We start from the raw sequence: 17,494 nt of genomic DNA, 5'->3' as shown, positions 1-17,494 counted from the left end.
CCTAGTTTAGTAATCTGTTATAAAATGCTACTTTTCTTACTTGCTGTGACTGCGTCTCCAGAGGCTGCGAAAAATAGCGTTTAATCTTGCTATACCATTTTTATAATGGTTTCACTATAACATCCATTATATTCTTAGCGGTTTTCTTTGGTTTAGAAGCTATTAGACTTGAGACTGTCAGGTAAGCTTCATTAACTATAGTTAGCTGAATGTAAAACTGTTATGGATTTAAACGCGCTACTGGTATAAATTTTACTTGCGTGCTGCGTTCCCAGAGGCTGCGCAAAATTCATCCCAGTAGCGCTATGACATTTTTAGAGTGTATTGACTATATCGAAAATTCTATCTAAACATCAAGAATGATGCAGGTTGTGGTGGCATGAGCATACAACTTGCCATCAGGCCCTACAATTTTTCCTTCAGCAGTTGCTGTTCTTCGACCAGCATGAATGACTTTACCTTCAGCCCGTACTAAAGGTGTTGCCACTGTCAAAGCTCGCACCATATTTACTTTTATCTCTAAAGTTGTATAGGTTTTTCCTGCTGGTAAAAGGGTATGTACAGCGCAGCCAACAGCAGAATCTAAAAGCGTACAAAACCAGCCACCATGGACTGTACCCAATGGGTTGTAATGATGACGCTTTGGACGCCCTTGAAAAACGGCAATACCTTTTTCCATATGAATAGGAGTGTAGTCGAGCGTTAGACCAATAGGAGGATGAGGCAGCTCTCCTGCAAACATAGCGTTAAAAATGTCCATACCGCTGCGAGTGGTTAAGTCTGATAATGGAATGACGTCAGCGTCACCTAGCTTTTCTCTAATGAGTGCTTCTTCTGTTTCCCATGTTGCTATAGTTTCTTCAACATTCATTTTCAATTCCTTAAAACGATAAATAAGAGGTTAGCTCATTCTTATAAAGACCAAAGTTTTATCAATTAGTGTTCTTGATGTTTGCTTTTATTTTTAAAATACATCGTTACATAGCCGATTAACCAAAAAGCACATATTGCTTGAAACCAGATAAGACTGTGCATGGTGATCGTCATAATATTATCAGTCTCAACGTTGTAGTGTAGTAGTGACAATAAACCCATCAAGGCATACAAATAAAGCCACCAATGCCCCTTGCTCATCTGGCTTTTGACAGCCACGATCAAGCCGTAGATACCGATTGGTGTCATGACGAACCAAAAAGCATCTACCAGATGAGGGGATAACCAATCAGGCTCAGGATAGTGGTCAAAATAAACCACATTATGAACATAGTGCAAAATGCTCGAGAACACATTAAGTAATACAATGAAAATTAAGGTCTTATAATGTTTGTAACGATTTATCATGGTGTACCTTGTTGATCGTCTCTAAAATATCTTGCCAAATATGAGTGTTCTTGCTTCTAAAATAGCCAAAATGCCCAATTGATTGGTCTGATCCCTTGCTAATGGTATAGCGTTTAAAAGTGATGGGTTGATCGCTAGTCACATTTTTCCAAAAATTATGCAGGTTGCGTTCAGTGCAGATTTCATCATCATCGGCAGTGAAGACGAAAGTTGGCACATTAAAATTCTTGTAAGTCCCAAGGGGAATGGTTTTCCCATAGAATTTATCTGAGAAAAACAGCTCTTTTTCTCGGCACCAAGCCCCCCATTCATCTGTAAAACCAGCTGGCAAATCTTCCATGAGTTTGAAGCTTTTAGCCGGCACATAATTAAAGACTTTATTACTAAGCGGGGCTAAAAAACGGAAAAAGAAGTTAGCCTTAAGACGATAGCGAAGCGGCATATAGCTAAAGTATCCTGCTGAGACAGCCACTGCAATTAGAGCATCTAATTGATCGGCGTTATGAGCCAGACCTACCTGTTGACCACCAGTACTATGACCCACACAATACAAGGGTAAATCCTTAAATAGGCGCTTAGCTGTATCGATGGCAGCTGGAATGTCATAGCGCCCAATATCAGAATACTGGTAATGACACTCCTTTAGATGACTTATTTTAGAATCGCAAAACCCTCTATAGTTCCAAAGAATGACATGAAAACCATGCTCTCTTAAGTATTTAGCAAACGGCAAATAATAAGAAGTTTTAGTAGCGGTTCCTGGATTTATTAGAACAACGGCCTTAGGGTTATTCGCTTTATAGAGGGTTGCACGCAGCTCGACGTTGTCGTCCGTCAGAATATTTATATCCATAAAAGAACCTACTTGTTGTTAATTAACGCCTACTATAAACTATGGACATTACTCCACAGTCAAGCGTTAATTGAGGGTGCTCGCTAATGAATATAAAAGAATTAACTGAAACAGTCGGACTAAGCAGAGATACCATTCGTTTTTACGAAAGGGAAGGATTAATTTCGTCACCATCTAGAAAATCTAATGGTTATAGAGATTACGATAACAGGATTGTAGAACAGCTCAATATGATTATTATGGCGAAGGAGTTAGGTTTCACCTTAAAAGAGATTAGAGAGCTAACAGAGCTATTGTATTCAAACAACCTGACGCAATCACAAATGGGTGAAAAGCTTCTAGAAAAAAACAAGCAAATTGAAGTTAAGATTCTAGAGTTATCTAAAATGAAAGCGTTAATAGATGATGCATTAAAAGGCATGTGTTCTTATAAGGATAAGCTAGCGCTTTAATCTAAGTTATGAAAGGTCCCGATACAGTACCTCCAGGTCTCAAATCATCTAAACCAATATCATGGGATAAAATTGACCTACTGCTATTTACTGCCTCAATCTTGTACTTTGCTTAAGGGAACTCAGACTTCATGAACTCAGCTATCTCTTCCTTGGTTGCTGACATAGGCCTATAGTGGTGTGTTCGTTTAGTCTTGTGACCAAAGACACGGTGAGATCTTCCAAGTGAGAATATATCAGCTATTTTGACAAATGGCTGATAATCTTTCGAAGACTCAGTTGTTGTGGGTCCTTTTCTATTTTTGTTATTCACAAAAAAATCCTTTGCCACCTCGTTGATACAAGATAGCAAAGGATGAATCCTCACACAATAGTGTGACGGGTAATTTATTAATAAAAATTATAATAAAATCAATAACTTGTATTACTCAACCGTCACTGATTTGGCAAGATTGCGTGGCTGATCGACATCAGTACCGCGCATCACGGCCACATGGTAAGACAGTAGCTGTATGGGTACGCTGTAGACGATAGGGGCAAGCGTCTCGCAAACTGCTTTAACATATACTACATGTAGGCGGTCTTCAGCATTGATGTGACTATCTTCACTAGCAAAGACGAACAGTTCGCCGTGACGGGCATGTACTTCTTGCATGTTGGCTTTGAGCTTATCGAGCATACTGTCTTTGGGTGCCAGCACGACGATTGGCATGTCTTTGTCAACAAGCGCTAGCGGACCGTGTTTGAGCTCACCTGCGGCGTAGCCTTCAGCGTGGATATAAGAGATTTCTTTGAGCTTCAATGCGCCTTCCAGAGCGATAGGGAACTGTAGACCGCGCCCTAAAAATAAGCAGCTTTTCTTATCTTCAAAGTGCTCCGCCATCGCTTTGATCGGAGCATCAAGGTGCAAGCTGGCATAGAGTTGACCGGGCAGCTTTTGTAGCTCGCCAAGTAAGGTGCTTAGGTTTGCGCTGTCGATACGCTGCTGTACTGCGCCTGTTTTTAAGACCAATAGCATGAGTGCGACCAGCTGGGTGGTAAAAGCTTTGGTCGATGCTACACCGATCTCAGGACCTGCAAGGGTCGGCAAGAATATGTCTGTCTCGCGAACCAAGGATGAGGTAGGCACGTTACATAGTGCTAGACTAACCAGTCCTGCTGGGTTTTGTTTTTTGATCTCACGCAGGGCTGATAAGGTATCGGCTGTTTCACCAGACTGAGAGATACAAATCACCAGCGAGTTGTCGAGTACTACAGGATTGCGATAGCGGAATTCACTAGCAACCTCAACAGAGCAGGATAGGCGCATCAAGCTCTCAAACCAATATTTAGCAACCATCCCCGCATGATAACTGGTGCCGCAAGCGATGATCTGTACATGCTGTACGCCTGATAATTGCGCTTCATTGCGTGCTAAAAAGTCATCACGCAGGGCTGATGCTTGGCGGTTATCAATCGCCATCTCAAGCGTACGCGCGACTGCATCTGGCTGCTCATAGATTTCTTTGAGCATATAGTGCTTGAACTCGCCTTTGTCAGCATTATGCTGCTTGGCATCGATTTCATGCACTTCGCGGCTGACTTCCTCGCCATTGACATAGACTTTAATACTGTCACGGGTCAATTTGGCAATATCGCCTTCTTCTAGGTACATAAAGCGGTTGGTGACTGGCAGTAGTGCCAGCTGATCTGAGGCGATAAAATTTTCACCAATACCAACACCGATGACCAAAGGCGAGCCTAAACGTACCGCGGCCAGCTCATCTGGTGTGTCCACGTGAATGATGCCTAAAGCAAATGCACCATGCAGCTTAGGAATCACTGCGCGTACCGCTTCTAGCAAATCATTGGTTTGCTCATAAATGTCATGAATCAGATGTGCCACCACTTCGGTGTCGGTCTGTGAGGTAAACTCGTAGCCTTTAGCGATGAGCTCTTTTTTGAGTTCAGCGTAGTTTTCGACGATACCATTGTGAACGACGGCAATCTTACCAGATATGTGCGGATGGGCATTGCGCTGTGCAGGTTCGCCATGCGTGGCCCAGCGAGTATGAGCGATACCAATATGCCCATCAAAAAAATCGGTACTGGCTTCAACCGCATTGACCAAGGCTTGAACCTTGCCCACTTGACGCTCGCGATGTAGCTCACCATCACGAATGACGGTTAAACCAGCCGAATCGTAGCCTCGATATTCTAGACGCTTAAGACCTTCAAGCAAGATATTCGCAATATTGCGTTCAGCAACTGCGCCAACGATTCCACACATGGCATCTCCTTAAATTTGTTTTTTAATAATTCAATATATGATGGTACAAGACTAATAAGTGTCGTTAGCTACCAATGCTCAGTTATTAGCTCAAAAGTATGATGAAGCAGTACTACCACGATTGCCGTACTGCTTAGGTTTACTCAAGAATGACGACGATTGATCAAACTTTCAATAAATCAGTTATTTTTTAGTCGGTCGTTGAAAGTCATTTTTTTGTACCTGACGAGCTCGGCCAAATGCTAAAGCACTACTATCAACGTCTTTGGTAATGACAGAACCTGCAGCGATGGTAGCCGTATCTCCGATGGTTACTGGCGCGACTAGGCTTGCATTGGAACCAATAAAGGCATTATCTCCAATGATGGTCTGCGACTTGTTGACACCGTCGTAATTACAAGTAATGACACCTGCACCGACATTGACGCCTGTGCCGACAGTTGCATCACCGATGTAGCTTAGGTGATTTACTTTACTGCCTTGACCGATTGTTGATTTTTTGATTTCAACAAAGTTACCGACTTTGCTGTTGTCAGACAATACCGTATCAGGACGCAGGTGTGCAAAAGGTCCTATGTCGACACCAGCTCCGATGTCAGCGCGATCAATCACACAGTAAGGCTTAATATAACAAGCATTGCCTATCTGAGCGTTTTTGATGACGCAGCCTGCTTCAATATAGACATTGTCGCCTAAAGTGCAGTCGCCTTCAAATACCACATTGACGTCAATAAACACATCTTGTCCGGCACTCAACGACCCGCGAATATCCACGCGCGTGGGATCGGCAAATTGAACGCCCGCTTCTTGTAGGTCGGCGACTATCTTGCGTTGCCACGTGCGCTCTAGGCTTGCGAGTTGTTGGCGGTTATTAACCCCTTCAATCTCAAACGTATGCTCAGGCTCAATCGCGGCAATCGTAATACCATCAGCGACGGCCATTTTGACGATGTCAGTGAGGTAATATTCTTGTTGCGCGTTATTGTTAGAGAGCTCTGGCAAATACTTATGCAGTAGGGCGTTGTCTACGCAGTAGATACCACTGTTGATCTCCTTAATATTTTGCTCGTCAGCACTGGCATCTTTTTGCTCAACGATGGCTTCAATGTTGCCGTTTTGGTCACGTTTGATACGACCCAACCCGAACGGATTATCGACAGTCAACGTCAGCATAGACATACCGTCAGTATTGGCAGCTTTTAAAGCAGCTAATGTCTGGCAGCTGACCAATGGCACATCACCATATAGAATGAGACTTTTCCCTGATTTCGGTAAATCAGACAGTGTCACTTTGACCGCATGACCTGTTCCTAACTGCTCAGTTTGAGCAACCCAAGTAAACGACGACTGTGTATATTGGTTGGTAATCTCTGACTTTACCTGATCACCGCCAAAACCATGGACAATGATGGTTTCATCAACAGTGAGCTGATTGCAAGTATCTAATACGTGGGCCAATAATGACTTACCAGCTAGGGTCTGCAAAACCTTTGGCTTTGCCGACTGCATGCGAGTGCCTTTACCGGCCGCTAAAATAATCACAGAAAGAGGAGATGTCATAATAAGCCTACAAATGTAACAAAATATAATGTTGAATTATAGCGTAAAAACTTGCACAAAAAAAATTATGACGTGCAAGCTTTGTAACTTGAATACCCAAAACTTAAGCAAGTAAAATCAAATACGTAAGATGGCTAAACCGAAGTAATGATTTCCGCGGAATAATATTAAAAAGACATAAACATCATTACAATGATGTAAATAATCAACCAAATCACTGCTGCCATAACCCCTGCAATAATGTCATCCAACATTACCCCAAGGCCACCCGCAACCTTTTTGTCTGCCCAACCAATCGGTGGTGGCTTTAAAATATCAAATACGCGAAATAGGATAAAAGCAGTCGGTAGCCAGCCCCAAAACATCGGCAGCATCATTATCGACAAGGTATTTTCAGACGTAGGAAATACATATGATAATATATAAGATAACGGCAATAGGGTAATCCACATGCCAGCCCATTCATCCCACACAATATGCGGATCATCGTGTACCTGCATCAACTCAGACGTACGCCCGCAAATCCAAACACCAACCAAACACGACAAAATCGTCAAGATTAAAAAAGGAACGAAACCCAAGCTCATCAGTGGCACACCCACAATCAGACCACCAACCGTGCCCCACGTACCGGGCGCGCGTCGAGGTAGGCCGCTGCCCAAACCTAGTCCGAGCCAATAAACCATGCGGTCAAGCATACTGGCACCGATTGGTAGAGGCGGGCAGTCATTTGCTTGTCGAATATCAGGCTTAGATAAGTGTTGATCAGTCATGAATTAGCCTGTGAAATGTTGATAACCGGTGAGATTAGGCCACGTAGAGAAGGGGGCAGATTGAGTCGGTGTGACTGGCTGATTTTGATAAAACAGTTCAAGACGTGAGTGATTAGGCGATTTGGCATCTGTCGCAATAGAATCTGCGCGCGCAACGATTTCTCCAATACAAGTGACAGGCGTATTAGAAGTAGGTGGTTCAATATGTGCAGGCAAGGTAAACGCCAATTCGTAGTCATCGCCACCCGCTAATTGACATAACAAACGCTCAGATAACTCTACCGTGGCTAGTGACTTGCTACTCGGTAATTGATCTAAATGAATACGCATACTGACTGAGCTTTGCTGACAGATATGTCCAAGATCTTGATAAAGACCGTCAGAGATATCGATCATCGAGGTTGCGCCAGCTTGTGCCAAGGCGGCACCTAAGGCAATGCGCGGCGTCGGCATGTGCAAGCGATGCGCCAGTTGCTTACCAATAGGGCTATCGGGGTGCTTGAGGGCATAGGCAGCATCACCAAGGGTGCCTGAAACATAGATTTTATCGCCAACTTGTGCCCCTGAGCGATAAACAGCTGGTGTACCTGCGGCAAGCAATCCTTGCGCACTGACACTCAGCACCAATTGCGCACTGCGCGTGGTATCACCGCCAATCAACGTCACGCCAAACAGCTGGCAGGCATGAAACAATCCTTTGGCAAATGTCGTGAGCCATTCATGATTCGCTAGACGCTCAGGCAATGCCAACGCTAGCAAAATACTATGCGGCGTCGCGCCCATCGCTGCAATGTCTGAAACATTAACCGCAACAGCTTTATAACCAATTTCAAACGCAAGCTTATCTACTTGTGCAAAGTCAGCATGAAAGTGACGCCCTTGAACCAATGTATCAATGCAGCTAACCAAGCGTGATCTTGCTGGCAATGCCATCACAGCCGCGTCATCACCGATACCTTTTTCGATGCTGTTTTTAGTACCAGCCGCTGCGCTCTGTGCCGCTTGCCGCTGCAAAAATATACGCTCAATCAGCTCAAACTCGTTCATAACTAGTCTTAGTCTTTGGTATCGTTAGCGCTTTTCTTGCTCGCCTTGAAGTCACTGATATTGGCACTAGCTTTACTGGCACTACTGCGTTTAACGTTAGCTTTGTTAGCGCTGATACGTGGCTTATTTGATGCAGTCGGCGCATTATCGATCGCGCTTTCTGTTTCAGCAGCCGCTTCGATATTGTCAGCTACCGTTACTTCAGCCGAACTCGCTTCAGATTGTTTAGCCGCCGCTTTTTGTGACGTACGTAGGTTGGCATTGGTATCTGCTTGTACCTCTAAAGCACGTAGCTCACCAGCCATTTTATCCAGTACCGCATTGATCAGTTTGTGAGCGTCAGTCGCGCCAAAGTGATTATTCAGCTTCATTGCTTCATCGAGTACAACCTTGTAAGGAATCTCCATACGGTTTTGTAGCTCGTACGCACCAATCAGCAAAATAGCGTGTTCAACCGTATCTAACTTATCAATCTCACGATCAAGGTGTTGGCTGATAAGCGCGTCTAGGGCGTCGATCTGCTCTGGGATATCGCGCATCATTTCGTGATAGTAGCCGATATGGACGGTGTGCATAGCGTTGGTTGCGCGCGTGCGTGCCGCGATATCATGCGGCGCATTGTCTTTCCAGCCAAGCTTGCCATCTATATCAAAGCGGCGGTCGGTGACAAGCCACTCGTATAGACCTTGCATAGCAAAGCGGCGCGCCTTACGGATAGCGGTATGACTGGTCTTGTAAGAAGACTCACTCATATCGAAGGTTTGATCACCTGCACTACTGCTCGCTATACGGGTAGCTTCAGCTTGATTGGCTTGTGCGGTTTTCGCAGCGCGAATCGCGCGCTTGAGTTGGTCAGTCATAGGGGGTCTGTACCTAAATTTTTTGAGATGATACCCAGTCAAAATATAAATTAACAAAGTAGCTTTTTAGCTTTGTTTATTTAAAACTTTAAAGAGTATAGAAATACGGCGAAAATTCAAAAAATAGCCAGTGTGTTGATAGCTGGCGTCATGTTACAAGGTGCTGCTATTGCTCAATAGCAGCACCAGTTAGACTAATAAATTTGAGCTTTAAGGCTTAAGCTTCATCGATATCATCAATATCAAGCTGTGATAGAACAGCAATCATCTCTAATACGACCATCGCAGCTTCAGAGCCTTTATTACCTGCTTTGGTACCGGAGCGCTCGATAGCTTGCTCGATGCTGTCAGTAGTGATGATACCGTTGGCGACAGGAATATTATAATCCATTGCCACAGCGCTCAAACCTTTGGCCGACTCGCTGGCTACAATATCAAAATGTGGCGTGCTGCCACGGATGATTGCACCCAATGCCACAATGGCGTCAAAACGATCTGATTCCGCAGCACGCTGGGCCACAAGTGGCAGCTCGAATGCTCCAGGCACACGAATAACAGTAATGTTGCTACCCAATACACCATGACGGAGTAGGGCATCAATCGCACCATCAACCAATGACTCAACGACAAAACCATTAAAACGACCGACGACAATACCAATGCGCGCGTCAGCGTTTTGATGCAAGTTACCATCGATATGAGTCACGTCGTTGCGCTGCTGTTGTAAATTCGACATAAAAAATCCTTTGCTTAATAAGCGTTCAATTGAAATATAGGCATCAATAAATAGCTAAACAGTCTGATGCGTTCAATCGACTTGGCCGCCTATTATTTTGGCGTTGCTCTAGTTAATTGAACGAAAATAAATGGTTAGCACTATGATAGCATTTTTTTGGGTGTTATTTGTATTTTACGAGCGTGCTACAGACGCATCTGTATCCCTTGTGCTGCCATATAGGCTTTGGCCTCCGACACGGTATACTCACCAAAGTGAAAAATACTGGCGGCAAGTACCGCATCGACGCCGCCTTCTAACACGCCTTCTGCCAAATGTTGCAGGTTGCCGACGCCGCCTGAGGCAATGACGGGCACATTGACGCGGCTCGTAATTTGTTGCATGAGTGCCAAATCGTAGCCTTTTTTGGTGCCATCACCGTCCATTGAGGTGACCAGCAATTCACCAGCGCCCAGCTCAGCCATTTTGCTCGCCCAAGCGACGGCATCGATACCGGTTGGCTTACGGCCACCATGGGTGAAAATCTCCCAACGCGGCACAGTAATCCCATCGACGTTGATGTCAGCGACGCGTTTGGCATCGATGGCCACAACGATACATTGGTTGCCAAACTTCTGCGCGGCTTCACCGACGAACTCAGGCGTAAATACCGCAGCTGAGTTAATTGCGACTTTATCTGCGCCCGCATTGAGCAAATTGCGGATATCAGCGATTTTTCGCACGCCGCCGCCTACGGTGAGTGGGACAAATACCGTTTCAGCCATACGCTCGACCGTATGATAAGTGGTATCGCGCTCGTCATTGGTCGCAGTAATATCCAAAAAAGTAATCTCATCAGCGCCTTGTTCATTGTAGCGGCGAGCGACTTCGACAGGGTCGCCTGCGTCTTTGATATCGACAAACTGTACGCCTTTGACCACGCGGCCATTGTCAACGTCCAAGCAAGGAATGATACGCTTTGCTAACATAGGGTCTTTCACCTTATAATCAATTCATAGGCGCTAGTCTAGCAAAATCACTGCTATTTCAGGCAGGTTTTCGCAAGATTATTACGCTTTTCACCATCGTTTTATGATGTGCGGTACAATTGCGGTCATTACCGCATCAATTTATTCTATCTAACCTCTTTACCCAATTGCTATAAGTGAGATGTCATGTCCGTCTATACCCAGTTAACCGATGATCAGTTTGCCGCCTTTTGCCAAAGTTTTGGCGTATCGTTTGCCCGCGCGATTCCGATCACTCAAGGTATTAAAAACTCAAACTGGTTTATTCAAACGACTGACGATGTAGACGGCACCTACTCTTACGTGTTTACATTATTTGAAGAGCGTCCTCCTGCTGATATCGAAAAAATGGCCGTTATCCTCAATCAGTTAAATGGCAAATTACCAGTCGCCGCACCGTTAGCCGTTATTGAGTCAAATGGTTCGCGAACAGATGGTGATGATAAACGCTATGTCATCCATTATGAAGACAAAGCCATCACTTTAGTGCCGTGTCTAGCAGGCTCACATCCCGAGCAAACTACGCAAGCGATGTGTCACGATATTGGCGCAGCATTGGCGACGCTACATGAGACGCTGCAAGCATTGCAGCCAAGTGAGCAGTACGGCGTGCCTTTGTATCCATGGAGCGACGTGCGTGACCGTGAAATGCAGTTCATGCCAGGTGACGAAGGCAAGCTGATGAGCGATATTTGGCGCGCTTATTCAGAGCTGCCATTAGATACCTTGCCAAAAGGTCTATGCCATTTAGATATGTTTGCCGACAATACCTTATGGAATCTACAAAAAGGCGAGGCGCGTCTGACAGGTCTACTAGACTTCACCGAAGTCAGCGTCGAGCATTACGTGATGGATATTGCGATCACTATCAATGATTTTTGTACCACGTGGGGCGGCGCAGAACAAGGTGAATCTGTGAACTTTGACCGCAGTAAAATGGCAGCGTTCTTACAAGGTTATGAATCGATACGTCCACTCAATGGTGAGGAAAAACGTGCACTACCTGTGATGCTAGCAAAAGCGGCCGTGATTTTTTGGTTATTGCGCCTCAATGTGATTCATTACAACCGTACCGAAGGTCGTACGGGTGATAACATCATGGTCAAAAACCCTGACCTAATGAAGCGTCTGGCCGCTTACCATTGGGCGCATGTTGAAAAGTCGCAAAACACCGTATTTGTACTATTAAGCAAACCAGACAATCAAATAGTCGGTGTGTTTAGCAGTATTACCCAAGCTGAGCAAGCACATGATCACTTAACCAACACCAATGATTTTACGATTGAAACATATACGTTAGACCAATTGGCATAAGTATGTTTTACTCAGGTATGTACCTACCAACACTTTGAAGGCGATCCCATGACCGATCACGTTGACAACTGGCACAAACTGGCGCGCTTTGATACCAATATACAAGGCGAGCTGCATGCCAATCTATTACGTAATAACGGCATAACCGTGTCCTTGCAGCCGCTCAGCGCAATCCCTGGTATGAACTCGGGTATCGTTCTCTGGGTAGAAGACACCGTCTTGGCAGAAGCTCAGCGCATTTTGGATACCATCCCAACTGATGGTGCCGCTTTGCTTGATGAGATGAGTGATGCTGACTTTGATGCGCTATCTGCCAATCAAAGCAATGCTACTCAAGGCAATGCTACTCAAGGCAATGCTACTCAAGGCAATGCTACTCAAGGTAACTCAATAATAGATGACAATAACGGCGGTACTTTATAAATGTGTCAACTCTTAGGAATGAACTGTAATACCCCAACAGATATTGGTTTTAGCTTTGCAGGGTTTCGCAAGCGCGGCGGTATGACGGACAGTCATGAAGATGGCTTTGGTATTGCGTTTTTTGAGCGCAGCGAATGCAGCAATAATGACAAAACCAATGATGAGACGGCAAATGACTCAACGGGTCTGCGTTTGTTTCATGATAATCGTCCAAGCCATCTATCGCCAGTCGCTGATTTGGTTAACAACTATCCAATCAAAGCCATGAACGTTATTGCGCATATTCGTAAAGCGACGCAAGGGCAGAACTGCTTGGCAAACACCCATCCATTCGTCCGTGAAGTCTGGGGCGAACAGTGGGTATTTGCGCACAATGGACAGATGAATAGCGAATTTATCAAACGCTGTCAGCGCTTGCAAGACAACGGCAATGCCGCGCATTGTCAACCAGTAGGCAGTACTGATTCTGAGATGGCATTCTGCTATTTGGTCAATCGTTTAAAGAGCAGCTTTAAAACCCGTCCTGATGACAAGACACTGTTTAATTTTTTGACCACCCAATGTCGCTATCTATCGGCCAATGGGTTATTTAATTGCTTAATATCCAATGGCAGGTGGCAACTGGCGTATGCAGGTAGCTTACTGTTTTATCTCACGCGCAAAGCGCCATTTGGTGAAGCCAAACTGGCGGACGATGATATGGCGATTAATTTTAGCGATGTCACCACCGATACCGATAAGGTGACGATTTTGGTGACCGTGCCATTGACTGAAAATGAGAAGTGGCAGCAGCTCGCCGTCAATGAATGCTTAATCTTTCAAGATGGTGACGTCATTTATAAAGACAGCCCAAGCCTGCGTAAATTTTTGACCATTGATGAAGGTATCGCCATTGCGCGGGAAGTGGGGGCGAGTGTTTAGGAATCAGTGTGGCAGTCAACATTAACATTTACAAAAAATAACGAGCGATTATGGTCTACAACAATCTTTTCCAAGCGTTAGAGAAAATTGATCAGGCAGCGACAGAAGAAGCATCCAATACAAAGTATGGTTTCAATATATTCTCTATCTTGAGAAGAGATGATGAAGAAGTGGGTCTACATTCTAAGTTTTTAGCGGAGCTTTTAAGTCCAACAGGTAGCCATGGTATGGATGCCTTTCAAAAGCTATTTATCGATCAGGTAGTGAATGTAGCTTTTAAAAATAAAGATGAAAAACGTCTGCCACTTTGTCTAAATCAACCCTATACGTGTCAAACTGAAGTGGCTATCACAAATTCTGGTCGGATAGATATTATTTTAAAAAATAACGAAAATATCATCGTTGTTGAAAACAAAATCAATGCTTATGATCAAAGAGCACAGCTCCAGCGCTATTATGAAGCTTGTAGAAATATGAACTATGAACCAGAAAATATCTATATCTTATATTTAAATAAATATGGTGATCCAGTTAGTACTTATAGTAAAGGGAATTTAAAAGACAGTGATTTTGCGCAAATAAGCTATAAAGAGGATGTGGCAAATTGGTTAGATGCTTGTATTATTGAGGCAAAACCATATCCCCATATTGAGCACACATTGTTACAGTACAGAAGATTGGTTGGAAAATTGACGGGTGATACAAGGTCGGCAAAAATGAAACAAGCGCATATTGAACTGTTATACCAAAAAGACAATTTTAAACTGGCGCATGAGCTGAGCGAGTCGCTTGTCAGCTTTCAAATTGATTTACAAAAGAAACTTTGGCAAGAGTTACAAGAAGTATTAAAGAAGAAAGGCTATGATTTCAATTTTTGTGATGAGAATCTACAGTTGTGTGATAGGAATAAAAAAATTAAGAACTACTATAAACCTCAGAAACCATCTAGAAAATACGGTATTCAGTGTAAAATTGGTAGTTTAGAAGAGTACGATATTAATTGTTTTATACAGGTCTATAAGAATGTTTATTTCGGTATGATTAGTTCTCGAGAGGGCAGACCTATTGGGTATCCATCTTCTTTAAATAACCTAGCAACTCAAATCGGTAGCTTGAATATACCAATAGTTGGTAATACTAAAGAATGGGCTTTAGGAGGAGATCTTAAACCAACACAGCCTATACAATTTGATAAAATTAAGAGTCTTTATAAAATTGCTAATAATAATGACAGAGCACAGTGGATTGAACAAACCACTGATGAAATCGTTTCATTTATTGAGAGTGTCAAAAGCTTAGGACTTATTGATGTTCAATCGGCTACAAATACATCCCACAACACCGTTTAAATTTCTCCCCTGAGCCACAAATACAAGGCTGTTTTTGGCTCACAGTCATGCGCACGGTCGGGTCGATAAAGTACCAGCGCGCTTGCTTGTCTTTATCCGTAATCTTCACAAAGCCTGACAGTTCGTGATGCGCCTGCACACCATTATCGGTATGAAAATAGGCTTTAAACTCTACCTGCGCGTGGCGTTTGCCCAGTTTAGGTCGATGCTGCACAATCTCAAGTCCCGCCCAGTCCGTGTCTTTGCCCCATTGCGCTATCGCGTCACTATCCAGCAGCGCTTGTTGTGCAGGTACGGTGGTCTTAACGATATAGTCAGGCAGCTGCAATACAAAGGCGCTATAGCGGCTGCGCATCAGGCGCTCGGCATCGGGCGCGGCAAGTGATTCGTGATATGGCTGGCAGCAGTCTTCATAAGACGCGCTGCTATCTTGCGTACTAACAGACGGCGGCGTGATACGGCAGGGACAGACGGACATAGACGCTCCTTAATAGATGAATAAAACTAGCCTTTGTGCGTCCACCACGTCTCAAGCAGTGTCGGCAGCAAGCCTTGGCGCAACTGTTGCCAATGGGTGGGGTCACTGACATCGTCCACAAAAGGCGCAAAAGGCGGTGCAGCATAAATCAGTAATGCCAGTACGCCATAAATCAGCAAATACCACCATTTATCCTTGTGCTGATAAAACTTCATCGCCGTACCTGCCGAGCGTTTTAGGCGCATGCCTGTCAGATTGACGCTATAGATTTCATCCAGTGCCAAATGCACCATCGCGCCGCCAAATAAAAACAGACCATAAAACCAACTGGTTGTCAGCGGTAGATGCAGACCATAATAGCTTAGACAGGTTAACCCCAGTCCAAGTATCGCCATATAAGGCACAGAGTGGATGACGCCGCGATGCACCGTCATAGTGGTAAAAATATGAAAGATCACATAGCGCATAAAACCATACCCCGCGAGCCATAATGCGATCAATGCGAGCAAACTCAGATCGCTACGCCAATGCATGACCAGACCAAAAGCAAAGACAAACGAGGTGATATTAAAACCGAGCTTAATCGGTGTTGAATTATCTGAATCCAAATCTGGTAGTAATCCACCGATAGTACCAAGCGCCACGCATACTAAAAACCCTGAATCATCAATCAAGCCTGCCTTATAAACCGTCAAACTCAGAGTGCCGCTGACCATAAAAGCGACATTTAAGTGGGTATTAAAATTTGCCATAAAACTCATTCATCCATAGCGCTCAAAAAGACCTTTCGAGCGGTGCATCTAGCTGTAAAAAAGCGCCCCATGATACCATAGAGTAGCCAGACATCTAACAGAGATAGCCTTTAAGAGATAGCGCCTATGCCTGCCAGTGATTTACCTACCAAACCTGATTCTACCGCCTGTATTGAGCCGCCGTCTAAAATAGAGGGCACACTTGATAACAGCTTTGCTGAGATTGATTGGCAAGCGCCGTGGCTGTTGCACATTACTCAACGACATTACTTGAGCACCACTATTGAGCACCTTAGTAGACCAAGTCAGCAGATGAATAGCTTTAATGAATTGGATAGTTTGGATAATGCAGAAAGTCTAGATACGCATGGTATCAATGCTTGTAACATCAGCACGCCTGACACGATTGCCAACGTCTTAAAAACGGCGATGCAGCAGAAGGCCAGTCATTTAGAACAGCCATTACCGCAGACCAAACCTACCCATAACCAAACGCCTCAAACGCTACAGTTTGTCTCTCAAAATGCATTGCCTGAAGGGGAGGCTTACGAGCATTTCATCGGTACAACTGGAAACATTCCGACGCGTGATAACTTGCATGACCTATTTAATGGCAGTATTTGGCTGACGTTTCCCAAGACCAAAGCGGTGCTGAATTATTACCATATGCTGGAAATCGCCAAACAAGGCATCAGTGAGCGCCGAGGGCGTGTTCGCGACACTATTACGGTGTTTGATGAGAATGGGGCAGTTCTGGTCACGGCAGACCCTAATATTGGTGAGGCATTGGTTGATTTCGACTGGCAGTCAAGTTTGGTGAGACCCCGTGATAAATGGGACGATCCAACACAGCCTGATGACAGCGCTCAGGCAGCCGTGTATATCTTTGGGCATGCCTTACTAGAGCAGTTACTCTATCCGCGCAAACCCTTATGTGCGCACAGCATTGTCATCCATGTGACCCAACGTTTCTTTACCCTACCATTAGCTGAGTGTATACGTTTTTTGGATGACAAAGTTGCCGAATACATGGACACATTATTATCAAAAGATGACGTGACACCGCGCCAGCTTGCGCCATTGCCAATCTTAGGTGTGCCGCATTTCTGGGCAGAAAACGCAGAACCTAGCTTTTATGAAGACAGCTATGTATTTCGCAGTGGTCGACGCCAAAAGAATAAAAAGGAATGAGTCACTCAAGATCGGTTAGCCAAACCTTTGGTACGTTTACGATTGTGCCACGATTTGACAACGTCCAGACGTTAACAAAGCCTCATATGTTTGTTATGGTAAAAGGACGTTTCTGTTAAACAGCAAAGAGATGGTTATCTCTTTTGTTAACACAGAGTCACATCAGAC

Annotated in this window: 17 protein-coding genes and 1 pseudogene; 6 read left to right on the top strand and 12 right to left on the bottom strand. The window is 44.4% G+C overall.

From position 1 onward, the window contains the following. Positions 1 to 346 precede the first annotated feature (346 nt). The 3 genes from CUR83_RS00345 to CUR83_RS00335 form a co-directional block, all read right to left on the bottom strand. Complete coding sequence (locus tag CUR83_RS00345; protein WP_058023454.1) at positions 347 to 871, bottom strand: PaaI family thioesterase; 525 nt, start codon at positions 869 to 871, stop codon at positions 347 to 349. Between the two features lie 65 nt (positions 872 to 936). Next, on the bottom strand, positions 937 to 1,341 hold the full coding sequence (locus CUR83_RS00340; protein WP_201604183.1) for a hypothetical protein: 405 nt from the start codon (positions 1,339 to 1,341) through the stop codon (positions 937 to 939). Then, the gene (locus tag CUR83_RS00335) at positions 1,316 to 2,194 is read right to left on the bottom strand and encodes an alpha/beta hydrolase family protein (protein ID WP_071002736.1); all 879 of its coding nucleotides are present in this window, start codon (positions 2,192 to 2,194) and stop codon (positions 1,316 to 1,318) included. The genes CUR83_RS00340 and CUR83_RS00335 overlap by 26 nt, the downstream gene beginning before the upstream one ends. A gap of 86 nt (positions 2,195 to 2,280) precedes the next feature. Here CUR83_RS00335 and CUR83_RS00330 point away from each other — a divergent pair, with 86 nt between their 5' ends. After that, positions 2,281 to 2,646 carry a MerR family transcriptional regulator gene (locus CUR83_RS00330; protein ID WP_071002737.1) on the top strand — a complete coding sequence of 122 codons (366 nt, stop codon included), beginning with the start codon at positions 2,281 to 2,283 and terminating at the stop codon, positions 2,644 to 2,646. A 424-nt stretch (positions 2,647 to 3,070) separates the two neighbouring features. Here the strand turns inward: CUR83_RS00330 and glmS are convergent, their stop codons facing one another. The 7 genes and pseudogenes from glmS to hisF form a co-directional block, all read right to left on the bottom strand. After that, complete coding sequence (gene glmS / locus CUR83_RS00325) at positions 3,071 to 4,915, bottom strand: glutamine--fructose-6-phosphate transaminase (isomerizing) (protein ID WP_071002739.1); 1,845 nt, start codon at positions 4,913 to 4,915, stop codon at positions 3,071 to 3,073. A gap of 183 nt (positions 4,916 to 5,098) precedes the next feature. Further along, a complete protein-coding gene (gene glmU, locus CUR83_RS00320; protein ID WP_093070089.1) occupies positions 5,099 to 6,475 on the bottom strand; it encodes a bifunctional UDP-N-acetylglucosamine diphosphorylase/glucosamine-1-phosphate N-acetyltransferase GlmU in 1,377 nt (458 codons plus the stop codon). Positions 6,476 to 6,642: 167 nt separating this feature from the next. Further along, positions 6,643 to 7,248: a phosphatidylglycerophosphatase A family protein gene (locus tag CUR83_RS00315; RefSeq protein ID WP_284718845.1), complete on the bottom strand. Its 606-nt coding sequence runs from the start codon at positions 7,246 to 7,248 to the stop codon at positions 6,643 to 6,645. A 3-nt stretch (positions 7,249 to 7,251) separates the two neighbouring features. Next, positions 7,252 to 8,295 carry a thiamine-phosphate kinase gene (gene thiL, locus CUR83_RS00310; protein WP_284718844.1) on the bottom strand — a complete coding sequence of 348 codons (1,044 nt, stop codon included), beginning with the start codon at positions 8,293 to 8,295 and terminating at the stop codon, positions 7,252 to 7,254. A gap of 11 nt (positions 8,296 to 8,306) precedes the next feature. Further along, positions 8,307 to 9,155 (bottom strand): annotated as a pseudogene (gene nusB, locus CUR83_RS00305) (transcription antitermination factor NusB); the annotation flags it as partial. Between the two features lie 217 nt (positions 9,156 to 9,372). Continuing rightward, positions 9,373 to 9,891, bottom strand: a complete 519-nt coding sequence (gene ribH, locus CUR83_RS00300; RefSeq protein WP_057762077.1) for a 6,7-dimethyl-8-ribityllumazine synthase — start codon at positions 9,889 to 9,891, stop codon at positions 9,373 to 9,375. A gap of 185 nt (positions 9,892 to 10,076) precedes the next feature. Then, positions 10,077 to 10,859: an imidazole glycerol phosphate synthase subunit HisF gene (hisF, locus tag CUR83_RS00295; RefSeq protein WP_071002744.1), complete on the bottom strand. Its 783-nt coding sequence runs from the start codon at positions 10,857 to 10,859 to the stop codon at positions 10,077 to 10,079. Positions 10,860 to 11,045: 186 nt separating this feature from the next. Between hisF and CUR83_RS00290 the strand changes: the two genes are divergently transcribed. The 4 genes from CUR83_RS00290 to CUR83_RS00275 are packed head-to-tail and all read left to right on the top strand — an operon-like array spanning position 11,046 to position 14,905. After that, positions 11,046 to 12,212 (top strand): homoserine kinase, encoded by a 1,167-nt coding sequence (locus tag CUR83_RS00290; RefSeq protein ID WP_093070099.1) that lies wholly within the window; start codon positions 11,046 to 11,048, stop codon positions 12,210 to 12,212. Between the two features lie 48 nt (positions 12,213 to 12,260). Then, the gene (locus CUR83_RS00285; protein WP_227517134.1) at positions 12,261 to 12,635 is read left to right on the top strand and encodes a hypothetical protein; all 375 of its coding nucleotides are present in this window, start codon (positions 12,261 to 12,263) and stop codon (positions 12,633 to 12,635) included. After that, a complete protein-coding gene (locus CUR83_RS00280) occupies positions 12,636 to 13,556 on the top strand; it encodes a class II glutamine amidotransferase (protein WP_093070101.1) in 921 nt (306 codons plus the stop codon). Positions 13,557 to 13,606: 50 nt separating this feature from the next. After that, positions 13,607 to 14,905: a PDDEXK-like family protein gene (locus tag CUR83_RS00275; protein WP_212564083.1), complete on the top strand. Its 1,299-nt coding sequence runs from the start codon at positions 13,607 to 13,609 to the stop codon at positions 14,903 to 14,905. Here the strand turns inward: CUR83_RS00275 and CUR83_RS00270 are convergent. Both CUR83_RS00270 and CUR83_RS00265 read right to left on the bottom strand, forming a co-directional pair. Beyond that, positions 14,877 to 15,383, bottom strand: a complete 507-nt coding sequence (locus CUR83_RS00270; RefSeq protein ID WP_212564084.1) for a YchJ family protein — start codon at positions 15,381 to 15,383, stop codon at positions 14,877 to 14,879. The two genes, CUR83_RS00275 and CUR83_RS00270, sit on opposite strands and share 29 nt — an antisense overlap. Positions 15,384 to 15,409: 26 nt before the next feature. Beyond that, a complete protein-coding gene (locus tag CUR83_RS00265) occupies positions 15,410 to 16,135 on the bottom strand; it encodes a metal-dependent hydrolase (RefSeq protein ID WP_212564085.1) in 726 nt (241 codons plus the stop codon). A gap of 126 nt (positions 16,136 to 16,261) precedes the next feature. Here CUR83_RS00265 and CUR83_RS00260 point away from each other — a divergent pair, with 126 nt between their 5' ends. After that, positions 16,262 to 17,326 (top strand): DUF3025 domain-containing protein, encoded by a 1,065-nt coding sequence (locus CUR83_RS00260; protein ID WP_212564086.1) that lies wholly within the window; start codon positions 16,262 to 16,264, stop codon positions 17,324 to 17,326. The last annotated feature ends 168 nt before the right edge of the window (positions 17,327 to 17,494 follow it).

It is taken from the genome of Psychrobacter pocilloporae, assembly GCF_029872915.1.
Lineage (GTDB): Bacteria > Pseudomonadota > Gammaproteobacteria > Pseudomonadales > Moraxellaceae > Psychrobacter > Psychrobacter pacificensis.
Note: the sequence above shows the minus strand (reverse complement) of the source record. Positions and strands in the feature narration are given on the sequence as shown.

What these genes read in the sequence shown, in the direction of transcription:
- hisF (WP_071002744.1), bottom strand. Translation starts at nt 10,859, where the DNA reads ATGTTAGCAAAGCGTATCATTCCTTGCTTGGACGTTGACAATGGCCGC.
- CUR83_RS00335 (WP_071002736.1), bottom strand. Translation starts at nt 2,194, where the DNA reads ATGGATATAAATATTCTGACGGACGACAACGTCGAGCTGCGTGCAACC.
- CUR83_RS00340 (WP_201604183.1), bottom strand. Translation starts at nt 1,341, where the DNA reads ATGATAAATCGTTACAAACATTATAAGACCTTAATTTTCATTGTATTA.
- CUR83_RS00270 (WP_212564084.1), bottom strand. Translation starts at nt 15,383, where the DNA reads ATGTCCGTCTGTCCCTGCCGTATCACGCCGCCGTCTGTTAGTACGCAA.
- CUR83_RS00275 (WP_212564083.1), top strand. Translation starts at nt 13,607, where the DNA reads ATGGTCTACAACAATCTTTTCCAAGCGTTAGAGAAAATTGATCAGGCA.
- thiL (WP_284718844.1), bottom strand. Translation starts at nt 8,295, where the DNA reads ATGAACGAGTTTGAGCTGATTGAGCGTATATTTTTGCAGCGGCAAGCG.
- CUR83_RS00290 (WP_093070099.1), top strand. Translation starts at nt 11,046, where the DNA reads ATGTCCGTCTATACCCAGTTAACCGATGATCAGTTTGCCGCCTTTTGC.
- CUR83_RS00315 (WP_284718845.1), bottom strand. Translation starts at nt 7,248, where the DNA reads ATGACTGATCAACACTTATCTAAGCCTGATATTCGACAAGCAAATGAC.
- CUR83_RS00330 (WP_071002737.1), top strand. Translation starts at nt 2,281, where the DNA reads ATGAATATAAAAGAATTAACTGAAACAGTCGGACTAAGCAGAGATACC.
- CUR83_RS00265 (WP_212564085.1), bottom strand. Translation starts at nt 16,135, where the DNA reads ATGGCAAATTTTAATACCCACTTAAATGTCGCTTTTATGGTCAGCGGC.
- ribH (WP_057762077.1), bottom strand. Translation starts at nt 9,891, where the DNA reads ATGTCGAATTTACAACAGCAGCGCAACGACGTGACTCATATCGATGGT.
- CUR83_RS00260 (WP_212564086.1), top strand. Translation starts at nt 16,262, where the DNA reads ATGCCTGCCAGTGATTTACCTACCAAACCTGATTCTACCGCCTGTATT.
- CUR83_RS00285 (WP_227517134.1), top strand. Translation starts at nt 12,261, where the DNA reads ATGACCGATCACGTTGACAACTGGCACAAACTGGCGCGCTTTGATACC.
- CUR83_RS00345 (WP_058023454.1), bottom strand. Translation starts at nt 871, where the DNA reads ATGAATGTTGAAGAAACTATAGCAACATGGGAAACAGAAGAAGCACTC.
- glmS (WP_071002739.1), bottom strand. Translation starts at nt 4,915, where the DNA reads ATGTGTGGAATCGTTGGCGCAGTTGCTGAACGCAATATTGCGAATATC.
- CUR83_RS00280 (WP_093070101.1), top strand. Translation starts at nt 12,636, where the DNA reads ATGTGTCAACTCTTAGGAATGAACTGTAATACCCCAACAGATATTGGT.
- glmU (WP_093070089.1), bottom strand. Translation starts at nt 6,475, where the DNA reads ATGACATCTCCTCTTTCTGTGATTATTTTAGCGGCCGGTAAAGGCACT.